We start from the raw sequence: 14,131 nt of genomic DNA, 5'->3' as shown, positions 1-14,131 counted from the left end.
ACATGTAGTACTGAAGCCACCCACGCATTTTTCGATGAATTTCTTCAAACATTCTTGTCAGAGATATTCCACGATTACGTTTAGTTAATAACTTCAGTGCTTTCTTTACTCGTTGTTGCGATTGTTTAGATGGACGGGCGTAGGCCCCATTGTGGTCTACACCCAGCGAAAAGCCAAGAAACTTCAACCGTAGCGGGCTACCGACTTTGGTTTTATCCGGGTTCACTTTAACTTTCAAGCGCTTTTCTAGAAACTGGGTAATGCTTCGCATTACTCGTTCTCCGGCTCGTTGACTTTTAACATAGATGTTACAATCATCCGCATAGCGCACAAAGTGGTGACCGTGGTCACCACTTTGTGCGCTATGCGGATGATTGTAACATCTATGTTAAAAGTCAACGAGCCGGAGAACGAGTAATGCGAAGCATTACCCAGTTTCTAGAAAAGCGCTTGAAAGTTAAAGTGAACCCGGATAAAACCAAAGTCGGTAGCCCGCTACGGTTGAAGTTTCTTGGCTTTTCGCTGGGTGTAGACCACAATGGGGCCTACGCCCGTCCATCTAAACAATCGCAACAACGAGTAAAGAAAGCACTGAAGTTATTAACTAAACGTAATCGTGGAATATCTCTGACAAGAATGTTTGAAGAAATTCATCGAAAAATGCGTGGGTGGCTTCAGTACTACTCAGTTTTACTGGTAATTTTTCTCGTAATATTAACCCGTGAAAAACGATCAGTCATTACTAGAACAACGCTATCCTTGCCATCTTTATGACCTTGAATAGTGTCTAGTTCCCAATGACCAATTTCGGACAGTTTTACTGGTAATTTTTCTCGTAATATTAACCCGTGAAAAACGATCAGTCATTACTAGAACAACGCTATCCTTGCCATCTTTATGACCTTGAATAGTGTCTAGTTCCCAATGACCAATTTCGGACCGTTGGTCCGCAACCTGTGGACGTTGAGCAATGTTAGGTCCTAAGCACTTTTTGGCTTGTGGATGAGATTGATGGTGTTTACGTTTAGTTTTCTCAAAAAGGTCCAAGTTAGACGTACGTAATACCCCATCATTAATCCACTGATACAAAGTCACAACAGACTTAGGGATCAGTGAATCATCACTCATCAAATCACGTGCCTTATAAATAGCTGCTTGAGGAGAGTAACGATGCTCATCAAATTCACCAAGCATTAATTGATCCACTGATACAAAGTCACAACAGACTTAGGGATCAGTGAATCATCACTCATCAAATCACGTGCCTTATAAATAGCTGCTTGAGGAGAGTAACGATGCTCATCAAATTCACCAAGCATTAATTGGTTTGATTGAAGATCGCTTTACGTCTATACTTTGGTATGAATACGATGTGATACTTACATAACCACTTCGTATGGGCTAAGCTATTTAATTTATTAGCCATATTGATTGAAGATCGCTTTACGTCTATACTTTGGTATGAATACGATGTGATACTTACATAACCACTTCGTATGGGCTAAGCTATTTAATTTATTAGCCATATTTATATAACCTCTTTTCCCTTATTGGCTTTGGCTTGAACACCTACATCTTAAGGCAAAAGAGGCCTTTTTTATATAATTTTTATCGCCCACCCGCATAGCAGGTGTTTTTTTGTTTCGTGCACTCGCTCTGCTCGCGCACTCAACCAGGTCTAAAGGCATTAATCGAGTAGGAGATAATTGATTAGTTCAATTATCGACCTCTCACACCACCGTACGTACGGTTCCGTATACGGCGGTTCGACAACTTAATCACATTGAATTGACTGGAGCGTCTTGGACATATTCATCAGTTCCATCTTATTTTCTCTGAGATATGGCAGAAGGTCATTGACTGTGTCATATCGTCAATGCCTGCTGCTCCTTTATTTCTCTTAACTCGCAAATAAGCCTGATTAAGGTTATTGCGATCCAAGACTAAGTCTTGGATAGTGACACTCATACCTTTACCTTCACCATAACCTACTTTTGCAATAGCGTCATGGGCCCCACGGTGGGGACGGAAGCCAAAACTATTATCAGAGAAAACACGCTCAAAGATAGGCGTAAGAATTTGGGCTACAGCTTGTTGAACCATTCGGTCCACCACAGTTGGTATTCCAAGTCTTCTTACTCCACCATTAGGCTTCGGAATTTCTACCCGTTTGACTGGTGCTGGTTTATACTTGCCCTCACGCAAACTAGCGATCAGTTCCATCGGTTATGGTGAAGGTAAAGGTATGAGTGTCACTATCCAAGACTTAGTCTTGGATCGCAATAACCTTAATCAGGCTTATTTGCGAGTTAAGAGAAATAAAGGAGCAGCAGGCATTGACGATATGACACAGTCAATGACCTTCTGCCATATCTCAGAGAAAATAAGATGGAACTGATCGCTAGTTTGCGTGAGGGCAAGTATAAACCAGCACCAGTCAAACGGGTAGAAATTCCGAAGCCTAATGGTGGAGTAAGAAGACTTGGAATACCAACTGTGGTGGACCGAATGGTTCAACAAGCTGTAGCCCAAATTCTTACGCCTATCTTTGAGCGTGTTTTCTCTGATAATAGTTTTGGCTTCCGTCCCCACCGTGGGGCCCATGACGCTATTGCAAAAGTAGCTTTCGGTTTTCCAAACCTATCCTCGACAAGCGGTCAGCTTGTTGTTCTGTTTTCTGCGATTGTCGCACCTGATTACACCTCCGATATAAGTTACAAGTTATTGTCGTTCAGTCCTTCATCTGATTATTCAAACTACTATGACCTCGGCTGACTTCTGGCTTACTCAACACTGCATCACTGCACCGCTTGTTTCTGTGGAAATTAAACTTATTCCTCTTGTCGGAAACGTGTAGGCCAGATCTCCCCGGGTAAGAATATTAGCTTTCGTACCATGTCATCGTTAGCTTTACTGAGACCAACTTCGAGTAGTATTGGACTTCAACTTGTCTAGCAGCCTTATCCAGTTAATTTCAGCCTTATAGCTACTTCTTGTTCATCGATGCAGTACTTTGCCTTAGACTTCCTTCATACGTGGTCCTGATCATGATTCCATTCTTGCAAATTAATGCCGTATGCTTGTCCCACAACTACAAAACGATGTTTAAGATATTCAGATATTTCATCGTTAATTACTTTTCGACGATACTTAACCATCATGCGTCATTTGACGGACATCCTTTCATATAGGTTTGATTCACTTAATATGATACCTGATGTCACGCCGAATGGCGTTTTTGCATTTACCACCAATTAGGTGGCTAACTTCATTCTATAATCCACCTTTATCCATAAATTTGCGAGAATACCCCTACTTCTATAAGTAGGGGATGAATCGCTCTCTTAAAGCACGTTAGTGCTTTTTCTTTTGTTCTATGATATATTTAGTATATATCTATAAAATGTTGTGATAACAATAGAATTAGATAGAAATCAGCATTCAGTATACTTACTTAATTACCATTTGGTAATGATGGTTAAGTATCGTCGAAAAGTAATTAACGATGAAATATCTGAATATCTTAAACATCGTTTTGTAGTTGTGGGACAAGCATACGGCATTAATTTGCAAGAATGGAATCATGATCAGGACCACGTACACTAACTCACTAAATTCAGAACCATTATCAGAAGTAATTGTTTTAAAATGCGATAGTAAGCACTCTTGCCAAGCTTCTGACGCAACTCAACAAAAAAATGATTCACTGCATATGTAGTTTTACTGGTAATTTTTCTCGTAATATTAACCCGTGAAAAACGATCAGTCATTACTAGAACAACGCTATCCTTGCCATCTTTATGACCTTGAATAGTGTCTAGTTCCCAATGACCAATTTCGGAGTCCGAAATTGGTCATTGGGAACTAGACACTATTCAAGGTCATAAAGATGGCAAGGATAGCGTTGTTCTAGTAATGACTGATCGTTTTTCACGGGTTAATATTACGAGAAAAATTACCAGTAAAACTACATATGCAGTGAATCATTTTTTTGTTGAGTTGCGTCAGAAGCTTGGCAAGAGTGCTTACTATCGCATTTTAAAACAATTACTTCTGATAATGGTTCTGAATTTAGTGAGTTAGCGCGAGTTCATGACCATGTTTTTTACACTGACCCATATTCTCCTTGGGAACGCGGATCCAATGAAATCAATAATCGTTTTCTCCGCAAGGAGATTACCAAAGGTGAAGCTATAAATAACTATAGTAGTGCTCAGATCATAGCGACTAATGATTGGATGAATCACTATCCACGAGCTATGTTTAATGGACATTCGTCAATGGATAGACAAAGAGTGTGGTGATGATGGCTTGAAGGATACACCTGTACCCATGCCGAACACAGAAGTTAAGCTTCAACACGCCGAAAGTAGTTGGGGGATCGCTCCCTGCGAGGATAGGACGTTGCCACGCTTAGCGTGGCAACGTCCTATCCTCGCAGGGAGCGATCCCCCAACTACTTTCGGCGTGTTGAAGCTTAACTTCTGTGTTCGGCATGGGTACAGGTGTATCCTTCAAGCCATCATCACCACACTTTCATTGGCCATAGCTAATTGTTGTTTAAGTTCTTTGATTTGTTCTTCCGCTGTTTGCTTCATGGAAGTTTTTATTGAGTTACTTCTATTTAAAAGAAGAATTCTTTGATATAATTACCAAAGAATAATTCAAAGGAGGTGACGTACCATGAAGCAAACAGCGGAAGAACAAATCAAAGAACTTAAACAACAATTAGCTATGGCCAATGAAGTCAAATGACGCACTTAAATGATACCATGTCTACTAGTTTATTGACTACTCATAAAAAGAATGCTCATCTTACTAAAGAAGAACGTGTGATGATTGCGACTTTAAAGTCGCAAGGACTTTCCAATCGTGCAATTGGTCGCCAATTAGGAGTTAATCATCAAACAATTAATAACGAGCTCCACTGATACAAAGTCACAACAGACTTAGGGATCAGTGAATCATCACTCATCAAATCACGTGCCTTATAAATAGCTGCTTGAGGAGAGTAACGATGCTCATCAAATTCACCAAGCATTAATTGGTAGGCCAATTGTAAAAAACGCTTTGAGCGGTAATATAAACGAGGACGACCGGACCGTTGGTGGCATTTAAGATAAATATTCTGACCAGCTTCATAACTGTAGATGTGATGAGGGTAATCGTAAGTCTTACCATTGAATTTTTGACGACGAATTTGGCGAACTGTACCACGTTTAAGCTCGTTATTAATTGTTTGATGATTAACTCCTAATTGGCGACCAATTGCACGATTGGAAAGTCCTTGCGACTTTAAAGTCGCAATCATCACACGTTCTTCTTTAGTAAGATGAGCATTCTTTTTATGAGTAGTCAATAAACTAGTAGACATGGTATCATTTAAGTGCGTCATTTGACCAATTAATGCTTGGTGAATTTGATGAGCATCGTTACTCTCCTCAAGCAGCTATTTATAAGGCACGTGATTTGATGAGTGATGATTCACTGATCCCTAAGTCTGTTGTGACTTTGTATCAGTGGATAACCTTTATGGAGGGAGCCGCCTAAGGCGGGACAGATGACTGGGGTGAAGTCGTAACAAGGTAGCCGTAGGAGAACCTGCGGCTGGATCACCTCCTTTCTAAGGAATAAAACGGAACCTACACATCGGAGAAACTTTGTTTAGTTTTGAGAGGTTTACCTGGGCCTAAATGGACTTGAACCATCGACCTCACGCTTATCAGGCGTGCGCTCTAAACCAGCTGAGCTATAGGCCCTGGAGAATAACGGAATCGAACCGATGACCTCCTGCTTGCAAAGCAGGTGCTCTCCCAGCTGAGCTAATTCCCCAGAGTTTGTACTTTGAAAACTAAATACTATCTAATTTCTTTATTAACAAAACAATAAACCGAGAACACCGCGTTATTTGAGTTTTAATTAACGAATTATAATCGCTAACTCAATTAATCAGACAATCTTTGATGTCATATCGTCAATGCCTGCTGCTCCTTTATTTCTCTTAACTCGCAAATAAGCCTGATTAAGGTTATTGCGATCCAAGACTAAGTCTTGGATAGTGACACTCATACCTTTACCTTCACCATAACCGGTACTACGCGCCCTTGTGTACTTTCGGTTTTCCAAACTTATCCTCGACAAGCGGTCAGCTTGTTGTTCTGTTTTCTGCGATCGTCGCACTGTCATATCGTCAATGCCTGCTGCTCCTTTATTTCTCTTAACTCGCAAATAAGCCTGATTAAGGTTATTGCGATCCAAGACTAAGTCTTGGATAGTGACACTCATACCTTTACCTTCACCATAACCGGTACTACGCGCCCTTGTGTACTTTCGGTTTTCCAAACTTATCCTCGACAAGCGGTCAGCTTGTTGTTCTGTTTTCTGCGATCGTCGCACCTGATTACACCTCCGATATAAGTTACAAGTTATTGTCGTTCAGTCCTTCATCTGATTACTCAAACTACTATGACCTCGGCTGACTCCTGACTTACTCAACGCTACATCACTGTACCGCTTGCTTCTGTGGAAATTTATCTTATTCCTCTTGTCGGAAGCTTGTAAGTCAGGCCTCCCCGGGTAAGAATATTAGCTTTCGTACCATGTCATCGTTAGCTTTACTGAGACCAACTTCGAGTAGTATTGGACTTCAACTTGTCTAGCAGCCTTATCCAGTTAATTTCAGCCTTATAGCTACTTACTTTTGCAATAGCGTCATGGGCCCCACGGTGGGGACGGAAGCCAAAACTATTATCAGAGAAAACACGCTCAAAGATAGGCGTAAGAATTTGGGCTACAGCTTGTTGAACCATTCGGTCCACCACCGTTGGTATTCCAAGTCTTCTTACTCCACCATTAGGCTTCGGAATTTCTACCCGTTTGACTGGAGCTGGTTTATACTTGCCCTCACGCAAACTAGCGATCAGTTCCGTCTTATTTTCTCTGAGATATGGCAGAAGGTCATTGACTGTCATATCGTCAACGCCTGCTGCTCCTTTATTTCTCTTAACTCGCAAATAAGCCTGATTAAGGTTATTTCGATCCAAGACCAGGTCTTGGATAGTGACACTCATACCTTTACCTTCACCATAACCGGTACTACGCGCCCTTGTGTACTTTCGGTTTTCCAAACCTATCCTCGACAAGCGGTCAGCTTGTTGTTCTGTTTTCTGCGATTGTCGCACACAATAACTTGTAACTTATATCGGAGGTGTAATCAGGTGCGACAATCGCAGAAAACAGAACAACAAGCTGACCGCTTGTCGAGGATAGGTTTGGAAAACCGAAAGTACACAAGGGCGCGTAGTACCGGTTATGGTGAAGGTAAAGGTATGAGTGTCACTATCCAAGACCTGGTCTTGGATCGAAATAACCTTAATCAGGCTTATTTGCGAGTTAAGAGAAATAAAGGAGCAGCAGGCGTTGACGATATGACAGTCAATGACCTTCTGCCATATCTCAGAGAAAATAAGACGGAACTGATCGCTAGTTTGCGTGAGGGCAAGTATAAACCAGCTCCAGTCAAACGGGTAGAAATTCCGAAGCCTAATGGTGGAGTAAGAAGACTTGGAATACCAACGGTGGTGGACCGAATGGTTCAACAAGCTGTAGCCCAAATTCTTACGCCTATCTTTGAGCGTGTTTTCTCTGATAATAGTTTTGGCTTCCGTCCCCACCGTGGGGCCCATGACGCTATTGCAAAAGTAGGAGTCTTAGTGTCCATGGGTCATCAATATATTGTTGGAGATACTTAATCATTAAGTCATGATTAACGTTATCAAAATAGGCTTTTAGGTCTAAGTCGACAACTCTTCGATAGCCTTGATTATAAAAATCTACTACTTTTGCAATAGCGTCATGGGCCCCACGGTGGGGACGGAAGCCAAAACTATTACCAGAGAAAACACGTTCAAAGATAGGCGTAAGAATTTGGGCTACAGCTTGTTGAACCATTCGGTCCACCACAGTTGGTATTCCAAGTCTTCTTACTCCACCATTAGGCTTCGGAATTTCTACCCGTTTGACTGGTACTGGTTTATACTTGCCCTCACGCAAACTAGCGATCAGTTCCATCTTATTTTCTCTGAGATATGGCAGAAGGTCATTGACTGTCATATCGTCAATGCCTGCTGCTCCTTTATTTCTCTTAACTCGCAAATAAGCCTGATTAAGGTTATTGCGATCCAAGACTAAGTCTTGGATAGTGACACTCATACCTTTACCTTCACCATAACCATGAGTCTTAGTGTCCATGGGTCATCAATATATTGTTGGAGATACTTAATCATTAAGTCATGATTAACGTTATCAAAATAGGCTTTTAGGTCTAAGTCGACAACTCTTCGATAGCCTTGATTATAAAAATCTACTACTTTTGCAATAGCGTCATGGGCCCCACGGTGGGGACGGAAGCCAAAACTATTACCAGAGAAAACACGTTCAAAGATAGGCGTAAGAATTTGGGCTACAGCTTGTTGAACCATTCGGTCCACCACAGTTGGTATTCCAAGTCTTCTTACTCCACCATTAGGCTTCGGAATTTCTACCCGTTTGACTGGTACTGGTTTATACTTGCCCTCACGCAAACTAGCGATCAGTTCCATCTTATTTTCTCTGAGATATGGCAGAAGGTCATTGACTGTCATATCGTCAATGCCTGCTGCTCCTTTATTTCTCTTAACTCGCAAATAAGCCTGATTAAGGTTATTGCGATCCAAGACTAAGTCTTGGATAGTGACACTCATACCTTTACCTTCACCATAACCGCTCCAAGAATATTACCAACACTATCGTGAAAACAAGGCTCATTGCGGTCGGAAGGCTATTCAATTGCCCACTGATGAGGTAACTTATATCAAAGCCAAAGTGGCTCAAGGCTGGACGCCAGACACAATCGCCAGTCAGCGAACTCCTTCCCATTGTCGAAGGTAATCGACTTGAAGAAGTGGGGTGGAAACTTTGCCAACCATTCCTGTAAGTGCTGGATCACACTGGTGGCCGTCTTACTATGGACGTTAAGAATCACTTCGACTTTGGAAGTCCGTTCTACCAAAGTCATAACGGCGCCCTGATGTCCTTTGCCCTGGACGGTGTCGGCTTCAAGGTGGCCGAATTCACGGTTAAAGTTGGGAAAGTCGATAGCCCGTTGGTGAATGCTTTGGCCAAGTTGACCGGCCTTCCCCCGCCGTTCTACGTAACCATTGGGGCGACGCTTGCCTTTCATCGGCAAGGTCCGCACATCAAAATTGCCCCGCTCGAAAAGGCGGTAAAGCGTCCGCATACTACAGCTGAGTGGCCGTTCAGCGCGTCCCATAATTGTGTCTGGCGTCCAGCCTTGAGCCACTTTGGCTTTGATATAAGTTACCTCATCAGTGGGCAATTGAATAGCCTTCCGACCGCAATGAGCCTTGTTTTCACGATAGTGTTGGTAATATTCTTGGAGCTTAACGTCCATAGTAAGACGGCCACCAGTGTGATCCAGCACTTACAGGAATGGTTGGCAAAGTTTCCACCCCACTTCTTCAAGTCGATTACCTTCGACAATGGGAAGGAGTTCGCTGACTGGCGAGTCACACTTATATTGCAACATATCTACTAATTTTGACCAGCTAGCGTTAGCGATTGCTCTAGCTAAATGGTGATTCTTCATCATTCCCTTAGTATTAAGTTTTTCCAACACAATGATGTCGTACTTTTACACTTATATTGCAACATATCTACTAATTTTGACCAGCTAGCGTTAGCGATTGCTCTAGCTAAATGGTGATTCTTCATCATTCCCTTAGTATTAAGTTTTTCCAACACAATGATGTCGTACTTTTTGACCAATTTAGTAGTGAATTTTTGTAGCTGATCCAACCGTTGGTTGGCAATCTTTTGCCGATACTTCGCCACCATAATACGAGCTTTCTGATAATTCTTAAAATCATCTAATTGCCGTGGAACTAACACTTTATTATGATGATCCCAGGCGATTTCCTGCTGAGCCTTTAAGAACCGACGACTACGTAATTTCTCCCAACGATACAACTTTTTATGGTATTTGTCTTCAAAATGATTGATCGGTTCCTTGCATCCATCTGAAAGATTAAGTAATGACTTAAGTCCTAAATCGCCACCAATATATTTACTTGTTTTAGGAAGAGTTTGGTTTTCGCTTTCCACTAAAACAGTAATGTAATATTGACCAGCAACGTTCAGACGAACAGTGACATTCTTAATTTTACCCATTGGCAATCGACCAGCTCTAAAATACTTGTTTTAGGAAGAGTTTGGTTTTCGCTTTCCACTAAAACAGTAATGTAATATTGACCAGCAACGTTCAGACGAACAGTGACATTCTTAATTTTACCCATTGGCAATCGACCAGCTCTAAAATAGAAACATGATCGTGAACTTGTGTTAACTCACTAAATTCTGAACCGTTGTCAGAGGTTATTGTCTTAAAGATGCGATAGTAAGCATCTGTGCCCATTTTCTGGCGTAAATTTATAAAGAACTGATTTACTACATGCGCAGTTTTACCAGCAATTTTACTCGTGATATTAACTCGTGAAAGGCGATCAGTCATTACTAGTACAACACTGTCATTACCTTTTTTCTGTCCCTGAACTGTATCTAGTTCCCAATGGCCAATTTCGGACCGTTGGTCCGCAGTTTGAGGTCGTTCAGCAATATTAGGCCCTAAGCACCTTTTAGTTTGCGGATGAGTTCGATGATGCTTACGTTTAGGTTTTTCAAAGAGGTCTAAATTGGACGTACGAAGCACACCCTCATTAATCCATTGATATAAAGTTACAACCGACTTTGGGATCAGAGTGCCATCATTCATTAAATCTCGAGCCTTATAAATAACCGCTTGTGGGGAGTAATGGTGGTCGTCAAACTCACCAAGCATTAGCTGATCAGCTAATCGTAAAAATTGCTTTGAAGAATAATATAAGCTTATATTATTCTTCAAAGCAATTTTTACGATTAGCTGATCAGCTAATGCTTGGTGAGTTTGACGACCACCATTACTCCCCACAAGCGGTTATTTATAAGGCTCGAGATTTAATGAATGATGGCACTCTGATCCCAAAGTCGGTTGTAACTTTATATCAATGGATTAATGAGGGTGTGCTTCGTACGTCCAATTTAGACCTCTTTGAAAAACCTAAACGTAAGCATCATCGAACTCATCCGCAAACTAAAAGGTGCTTAGGGCCTAATATTGCTGAACGACCTCAAACTGCGGACCAACGGTCCGAAATTGGCCATTGGGAACTAGATACAGTTCAGGGACAGAAAAAAGGTAATGACAGTGTTGTACTAGTAATGACTGATCGCCTTTCACGAGTTAATATCACGAGTAAAATTGCTGGTAAAACTGCGCATGTAGTAAATCAGTTCTTTATAAATTTACGCCAGAAAATGGGCACAGATGCTTACTATCGCATCTTTAAGACAATAACCTCTGACAACGGTTCAGAATTTAGTGAGTTAACACAAGTTCACGATCATGTTTCACTTACCCTTAAAAGGGTCTGAATATTCCACACTTGTTAGCTTATCCATTGCTATATCATGTTTCTCTTGATCTCGGATATACTTCTTTATCGTGGATTCATTCAATCCAACTGTACTTACATAGTAGCCTTCAGCCCAAAAATGTCGGTTCCCATATTTGTATTTTAAGTTTGCATGTCGATCAAACATCATTAATGCACTTTTCCCTTTTAAGTATCCCATAAACTGCGATACACTTAGCTTCGGCGGAATACTTACTAATAAGTGCACATGATCTGGCATCATATGACCTTCAATTATTTCTACTCCCTTATATTTGCACAACAAACGAATATAATCTCTCAGGTCTCTTCGGTATTGATTGAAGATCGCTTTACGTCTATACTTTGGTATGAATACGATGTGATACTTACATAACCACTTCGTATGGGCTAAGCTATTTAATTTATTAGCCATAAGCCGGCGTCTCAAGGCGCTGGCTTTCGCTTTGCTCAAGCCAAAATGCTCTGACTACTTTGCCACCGCTTTAAGCGGTGTTTGTACTACCTCACTTACCCTTAAAAGGGTCTGAATATTCCACACTTGTTAGCTTATCCATTGCTATATCATGTTTCTCTTGATCTCGGATATACTTCTTTATCGTGGATTCATTCAATCCAACTGTACTTACATAGTAGCCTTCAGCCCAAAAATGTCGGTTCCCATATTTGTATTTTAAGTTTGCATGTCGATCAAACATCATTAATGCACTTTTCCCTTTTAAGTATCCCATAAACTGCGATACACTTAGCTTCGGCGGAATACTTACTAATAAGTGCACATGATCTGGCATCATATGACCTTCAATTATTTCTACTCCCTTATATTTGCACAACAAACGAATATAATCTCTCAGGTCTCTTCGGTATTGATTGAAGATCGCTTTACGTCTATACTTTGGTATGAATACGATGTGATACTTACATAACCACTTCGTATGGGCTAAGCTATTTAATTTATTAGCCATATTTATATAACCTCTTTTCCCTCTATTTAAAAGAAGAATTCTTTGATATAATTACCAAAGAATAATTCAAAGGAGGTGACGTACCATGAAGCAAACAGCGGAAGAACAAATCAAAGAACTTAAACAACAATTAGCTATGGCCAATGAATTATTCAACCTGTGGTAAACCATCTAAAAAAGTGGTCCGCTGACCAGATTGTTTTGCTTTCCGGTGACGCACCACTTGCTTTATTTTCTTTTCAGTCACTTCCGTGACTGAAATATCAGGATCTTGAAGTTGATCCATTTCTTGCTCACTAAATAAGGATTGTTGTCCATCAACGACGGGCTCCATTACTTCAGTTTTTTTCCCAAATATTTGGTTCTTTTGAAGTTTGATAATAGCTGTTAATTGAGCAATCTTTTCATTGGCCATAGCTAATTGTTGTTTAAGTTCTTTGATTTGTTCTTCCGCTGTTTGCTTCATTATATAGTAGAGAAGCACGGTTAAAACCAGCTGAATTATATTGTGTGAATTTGATTCAAGAAACTTATAAATGTAATGAGTGTATTAATTCTAATGGTAGCGATGTACTTGTCAGTAGTAAGATGCCAGCGGGGTTTAATGCTCTACGAGATATGATTAAGAAAGCTCAGAAGCCAATTATCTACTTTGAAGCGACTGGAATTTATTCGCGAGTAATTGAACATTTCTGTGAGACCAATGGTCTCCGCTTTTGCGAGAGTTAAATTAAAGAATATTCTAATGGCATCTACAGATAAACGAATATCTAAGATGAAAGCTTATAAGTATGCCGATCGATTAATCGATCTCGCCCAAAAATCATATCCGGCTGTTTCTGGTGATATCACCAGAAACAGCCGGATATGATTTTTGGGCGAGATCGATTAATCGATCGGCATACTTATAAGCTTTCATCTTAGATATTCGTTTATCTGTAGATGCCATTAGAATATTCTTTAATTTAACTCTCGAATAAGGCCTAACTAGTGCTGGATGAGGAAAAAGCTCCACGATATTCAACGCTAATTTAGATGTTCTATTTACAAATAATTGCTTAAGTTCTGGAAAAACTTGTTCAAGTGCAGTATGAAGATGATTTAGACGATAGTTCCAATCAGCATTGAGCTGATTATAGAACCGACTAAGCTCATGTAACTGAAGATAGTCTTTTTTCCAAGGAACTGTTAATCGAAAAGCATTTTCCTGGACAGTGAGCGCAATCCGATGAGCGTCTTTCTGATCGGTCTTAACTCGTCGTAGACTCTCGGACTTTAAATGAAGTTCTAGTGGATTAAGACGGCAAAAGCGGAGACCATTGGTCTCACAGAAATGTTCAATTACTCGCGAATAAATTCCAGTCGCTTCAAAGTAGATAATTGGCTTCTGAGCTTTCTTAATCATATCTCGTAGAGCATTAAACCCCGCTCCAGCAACCAAGGTACCAGTAGCAGATACCACCAACTTAACTGAAACTGAAAAAGATCAAGTTAAGAAGAATGTGGAAGACGCTAATAAGGGTAACTTCCCAGATGGCACTACAGTTACAGTAGGTGATGATGGTACAGCAAGGATCCAAGTCACTTAACTGATGATGAAAAGAATCAAGTTAAGAACAA

Annotated in this window: 7 protein-coding genes, 2 tRNA genes, 2 rRNA genes and 27 pseudogenes; 13 read left to right on the top strand and 25 right to left on the bottom strand. The window is 40.7% G+C overall.

The features are described from left to right. Window positions 1-4 precede the first annotated feature (4 nt). Window positions 5-343, bottom strand: a pseudogene (locus HHK02_RS12220) (reverse transcriptase domain-containing protein); the annotation flags it as partial. On the opposite strand from HHK02_RS12220, the pseudogene HHK02_RS12215 reads away from it, so the two are divergent. Next, window positions 343-690, top strand: a pseudogene (locus tag HHK02_RS12215) (reverse transcriptase domain-containing protein); the annotation flags it as partial. The pseudogenes HHK02_RS12220 and HHK02_RS12215 overlap by 1 nt on opposite strands. A gap of 123 nt (window positions 691-813) precedes the next feature. Here the strand turns inward: HHK02_RS12215 and HHK02_RS12810 are convergent. From HHK02_RS12810 to HHK02_RS12195, 5 pseudogenes are all read right to left on the bottom strand, one after another. Next, a pseudogene (locus tag HHK02_RS12810) lies at window positions 814-1,203 on the bottom strand (transposase family protein); the annotation flags it as partial. Beyond that, window positions 1,197-1,331 (bottom strand): annotated as a pseudogene (locus tag HHK02_RS12965) (IS30 family transposase); the annotation flags it as partial. The pseudogenes HHK02_RS12965 and HHK02_RS12810, both read right to left, overlap by 7 nt. 96 nt (window positions 1,332-1,427) lie before the next feature. Further along, window positions 1,428-1,526: pseudogene (locus HHK02_RS12200) on the bottom strand (IS200/IS605 family transposase); the annotation flags it as partial. Between the two features lie 287 nt (window positions 1,527-1,813). After that, window positions 1,814-1,986, bottom strand: a pseudogene (locus tag HHK02_RS13205) (group II intron reverse transcriptase/maturase); the annotation flags it as partial. A gap of 3 nt (window positions 1,987-1,989) precedes the next feature. Further along, a pseudogene (locus tag HHK02_RS12195) lies at window positions 1,990-2,220 on the bottom strand (reverse transcriptase domain-containing protein); the annotation flags it as partial. On the opposite strand from HHK02_RS12195, the pseudogene HHK02_RS12190 reads away from it, so the two are divergent. Beyond that, window positions 2,219-2,622, top strand: a pseudogene (locus HHK02_RS12190) (reverse transcriptase domain-containing protein); the annotation flags it as partial. The pseudogenes HHK02_RS12195 and HHK02_RS12190 sit on opposite strands and share 2 nt — an antisense overlap. A gap of 410 nt (window positions 2,623-3,032) precedes the next feature. Here the strand turns inward: HHK02_RS12190 and HHK02_RS12185 are convergent. Beyond that, a pseudogene (locus HHK02_RS12185) lies at window positions 3,033-3,161 on the bottom strand (transposase); the annotation flags it as partial. A 256-nt stretch (window positions 3,162-3,417) separates the two neighbouring features. On the opposite strand from HHK02_RS12185, the pseudogene tnpA (HHK02_RS12180) reads away from it, so the two are divergent. Next, a pseudogene (gene tnpA, locus HHK02_RS12180) lies at window positions 3,418-3,603 on the top strand (IS200/IS605 family transposase); the annotation flags it as partial. Here the strand turns inward: tnpA (HHK02_RS12180) and HHK02_RS12175 are convergent. Then, window positions 3,595-3,842, bottom strand: a pseudogene (locus tag HHK02_RS12175) (DDE-type integrase/transposase/recombinase); the annotation flags it as partial. The pseudogenes tnpA (HHK02_RS12180) and HHK02_RS12175 overlap by 9 nt on opposite strands. A 1-nt stretch (window position 3,843) precedes the next feature. Between HHK02_RS12175 and HHK02_RS13045 the strand changes: the two are divergent. Together HHK02_RS13045 and rrf (HHK02_RS12165) are read left to right on the top strand one after the other, a co-directional pair. Further along, window positions 3,844-4,295, top strand: a pseudogene (locus tag HHK02_RS13045) (IS30 family transposase); the annotation flags it as partial. A 1-nt stretch (window position 4,296) separates the two neighbouring features. Next, a 5S ribosomal RNA gene (gene rrf / locus HHK02_RS12165) occupies window positions 4,297-4,413 on the top strand. Window positions 4,414-4,416: 3 nt separating this feature from the next. Here rrf (HHK02_RS12165) and rrf (HHK02_RS12160) read toward each other — a convergent pair. Continuing rightward, window positions 4,417-4,533, bottom strand: a 5S ribosomal RNA gene (gene rrf, locus HHK02_RS12160). Window positions 4,534-4,751: 218 nt separating this feature from the next. Between rrf (HHK02_RS12160) and HHK02_RS12155 the strand changes: the two are divergent. Then, a pseudogene (locus tag HHK02_RS12155) lies at window positions 4,752-4,928 on the top strand (helix-turn-helix domain-containing protein); the annotation flags it as partial. On the opposite strand, the pseudogene HHK02_RS12150 reads toward HHK02_RS12155, so the two are convergent. After that, window positions 4,925-5,395, bottom strand: a pseudogene (locus HHK02_RS12150) (helix-turn-helix domain-containing protein); the annotation flags it as partial. The pseudogenes HHK02_RS12155 and HHK02_RS12150 sit on opposite strands and share 4 nt — an antisense overlap. Window positions 5,396-5,397: 2 nt before the next feature. On the opposite strand from HHK02_RS12150, the pseudogene HHK02_RS12505 reads away from it, so the two are divergent. Continuing rightward, a pseudogene (locus HHK02_RS12505) lies at window positions 5,398-5,526 on the top strand (IS30 family transposase); the annotation flags it as partial. 158 nt (window positions 5,527-5,684) lie between these two features. Here the strand turns inward: HHK02_RS12505 and HHK02_RS12145 are convergent. From HHK02_RS12145 to HHK02_RS12130, 4 genes and pseudogenes are all read right to left on the bottom strand, one after another. Next, window positions 5,685-5,759 (bottom strand) — tRNA-Ile (locus tag HHK02_RS12145). Beyond that, window positions 5,760-5,832 (bottom strand) — tRNA-Ala (locus tag HHK02_RS12140). It lies immediately after the preceding tRNA gene. A gap of 267 nt (window positions 5,833-6,099) precedes the next feature. After that, window positions 6,100-6,396 (bottom strand): annotated as a pseudogene (locus HHK02_RS12135) (group II intron reverse transcriptase/maturase); the annotation flags it as partial. A gap of 299 nt (window positions 6,397-6,695) precedes the next feature. Next, a pseudogene (locus tag HHK02_RS12130) lies at window positions 6,696-7,181 on the bottom strand (reverse transcriptase domain-containing protein); the annotation flags it as partial. Between the two features lie 147 nt (window positions 7,182-7,328). Here HHK02_RS12130 and HHK02_RS12125 point away from each other — a divergent pair. Next, entirely contained in the window at window positions 7,329-7,751 is a 423-nt protein-coding gene (locus HHK02_RS12125) for a reverse transcriptase domain-containing protein (RefSeq protein ID WP_414601692.1), read from the top strand. On the opposite strand, the pseudogene HHK02_RS12120 reads toward HHK02_RS12125, so the two are convergent. Together HHK02_RS12120 and HHK02_RS12115 are read right to left on the bottom strand one after the other, a co-directional pair. After that, a pseudogene (locus tag HHK02_RS12120) lies at window positions 7,702-8,229 on the bottom strand (reverse transcriptase domain-containing protein); the annotation flags it as partial. The gene HHK02_RS12125 and the pseudogene HHK02_RS12120 sit on opposite strands and share 50 nt — an antisense overlap. A 2-nt stretch (window positions 8,230-8,231) precedes the next feature. Continuing rightward, window positions 8,232-8,759, bottom strand: a pseudogene (locus HHK02_RS12115) (reverse transcriptase domain-containing protein); the annotation flags it as partial. 4 nt (window positions 8,760-8,763) lie between these two features. Between HHK02_RS12115 and HHK02_RS13285 the strand changes: the two are divergent. Beyond that, a pseudogene (locus tag HHK02_RS13285) lies at window positions 8,764-8,892 on the top strand (IS30 family transposase); the annotation flags it as partial. On the opposite strand, the pseudogene HHK02_RS12110 reads toward HHK02_RS13285, so the two are convergent. Beyond that, window positions 8,891-9,430: pseudogene (locus HHK02_RS12110) on the bottom strand (IS30 family transposase); the annotation flags it as partial. The pseudogenes HHK02_RS13285 and HHK02_RS12110 overlap by 2 nt on opposite strands. A 9-nt stretch (window positions 9,431-9,439) precedes the next feature. Here HHK02_RS12110 and HHK02_RS12795 point away from each other — a divergent pair. Continuing rightward, window positions 9,440-9,565: pseudogene (locus tag HHK02_RS12795) on the top strand (IS30 family transposase); the annotation flags it as partial. On the opposite strand, the pseudogene HHK02_RS13280 reads toward HHK02_RS12795, so the two are convergent. From HHK02_RS13280 to HHK02_RS12095, 4 genes and pseudogenes are all read right to left on the bottom strand, one after another. Then, window positions 9,566-9,691: pseudogene (locus HHK02_RS13280) on the bottom strand (RNA-guided endonuclease TnpB family protein); the annotation flags it as partial. It lies immediately after the preceding pseudogene. 2 nt (window positions 9,692-9,693) lie between these two features. Then, window positions 9,694-10,251 (bottom strand): annotated as a pseudogene (locus HHK02_RS12105) (RNA-guided endonuclease TnpB family protein); the annotation flags it as partial. After that, on the bottom strand, window positions 10,194-10,352 hold the full coding sequence (locus HHK02_RS13200) for a hypothetical protein (protein WP_231124874.1): 159 nt from the start codon (window positions 10,350-10,352) through the stop codon (window positions 10,194-10,196). The gene HHK02_RS13200 and the pseudogene HHK02_RS12105, both read right to left, overlap by 58 nt. Window positions 10,353-10,378: 26 nt before the next feature. After that, window positions 10,379-10,939, bottom strand: a pseudogene (locus HHK02_RS12095) (IS30 family transposase); the annotation flags it as partial. A gap of 2 nt (window positions 10,940-10,941) precedes the next feature. Here HHK02_RS12095 and HHK02_RS12090 point away from each other — a divergent pair. Next, window positions 10,942-11,502, top strand: a pseudogene (locus HHK02_RS12090) (IS30 family transposase); the annotation flags it as partial. On the opposite strand, the gene tnpA (HHK02_RS12085) reads toward HHK02_RS12090, so the two are convergent. The 3 genes and pseudogenes from tnpA (HHK02_RS12085) to HHK02_RS12075 all read right to left on the bottom strand — a co-directional run. Continuing rightward, window positions 11,503-11,961 (bottom strand): IS200/IS605 family transposase, encoded by a 459-nt coding sequence (tnpA, locus tag HHK02_RS12085; RefSeq protein WP_003664118.1) that lies wholly within the window; start codon window positions 11,959-11,961, stop codon window positions 11,503-11,505. Between the two features lie 91 nt (window positions 11,962-12,052). Then, entirely contained in the window at window positions 12,053-12,511 is a 459-nt protein-coding gene (gene tnpA / locus HHK02_RS12080; protein ID WP_003664118.1) for an IS200/IS605 family transposase, read from the bottom strand. 151 nt (window positions 12,512-12,662) lie between these two features. Further along, window positions 12,663-12,977: pseudogene (locus tag HHK02_RS12075) on the bottom strand (IS66 family transposase); the annotation flags it as partial. A 50-nt stretch (window positions 12,978-13,027) separates the two neighbouring features. Between HHK02_RS12075 and HHK02_RS12785 the strand changes: the two are divergent. After that, a complete protein-coding gene (locus HHK02_RS12785) occupies window positions 13,028-13,240 on the top strand; it encodes a hypothetical protein (RefSeq protein ID WP_231124871.1) in 213 nt (70 codons plus the stop codon). Window positions 13,241-13,334: 94 nt separating this feature from the next. Here HHK02_RS12785 and HHK02_RS12065 read toward each other — a convergent pair whose 3' ends face one another. Further along, window positions 13,335-13,916 carry an IS110 family transposase gene (locus HHK02_RS12065; RefSeq protein ID WP_231124870.1) on the bottom strand — a complete coding sequence of 194 codons (582 nt, stop codon included), beginning with the start codon at window positions 13,914-13,916 and terminating at the stop codon, window positions 13,335-13,337. Between HHK02_RS12065 and HHK02_RS12780 the strand changes: the two genes are divergently transcribed. Further along, window positions 13,912-14,100, top strand: a complete 189-nt coding sequence (locus HHK02_RS12780; RefSeq protein ID WP_331271664.1) for a hypothetical protein — start codon at window positions 13,912-13,914, stop codon at window positions 14,098-14,100. The two genes, HHK02_RS12065 and HHK02_RS12780, sit on opposite strands and share 5 nt — an antisense overlap. Window positions 14,101-14,131 lie beyond the last annotated feature (31 nt).

It is taken from the genome of Limosilactobacillus reuteri, assembly GCF_013694365.1.
Classification (GTDB): domain Bacteria; phylum Bacillota; class Bacilli; order Lactobacillales; family Lactobacillaceae; genus Limosilactobacillus; species Limosilactobacillus reuteri_E.
Note: the sequence above shows the minus strand (reverse complement) of the source record. Positions and strands in the feature narration are given on the sequence as shown.

Bases quoted from the DNA above. Each gene is read 5' to 3' on its own strand.
- HHK02_RS12125 (WP_414601692.1), top strand. From the start codon at position 7,329: ATGAGTGTCACTATCCAAGACCTGGTCTTGGATCGAAATAACCTTAAT.
- HHK02_RS13200 (WP_231124874.1), bottom strand. From the start codon at position 10,352: ATGGGTAAAATTAAGAATGTCACTGTTCGTCTGAACGTTGCTGGTCAA.
- tnpA (WP_003664118.1), bottom strand. From the start codon at position 11,961: ATGGCTAATAAATTAAATAGCTTAGCCCATACGAAGTGGTTATGTAAG.
- tnpA (WP_003664118.1), bottom strand. From the start codon at position 12,511: ATGGCTAATAAATTAAATAGCTTAGCCCATACGAAGTGGTTATGTAAG.
- HHK02_RS12065 (WP_231124870.1), bottom strand. From the start codon at position 13,916: ATGATTAAGAAAGCTCAGAAGCCAATTATCTACTTTGAAGCGACTGGA.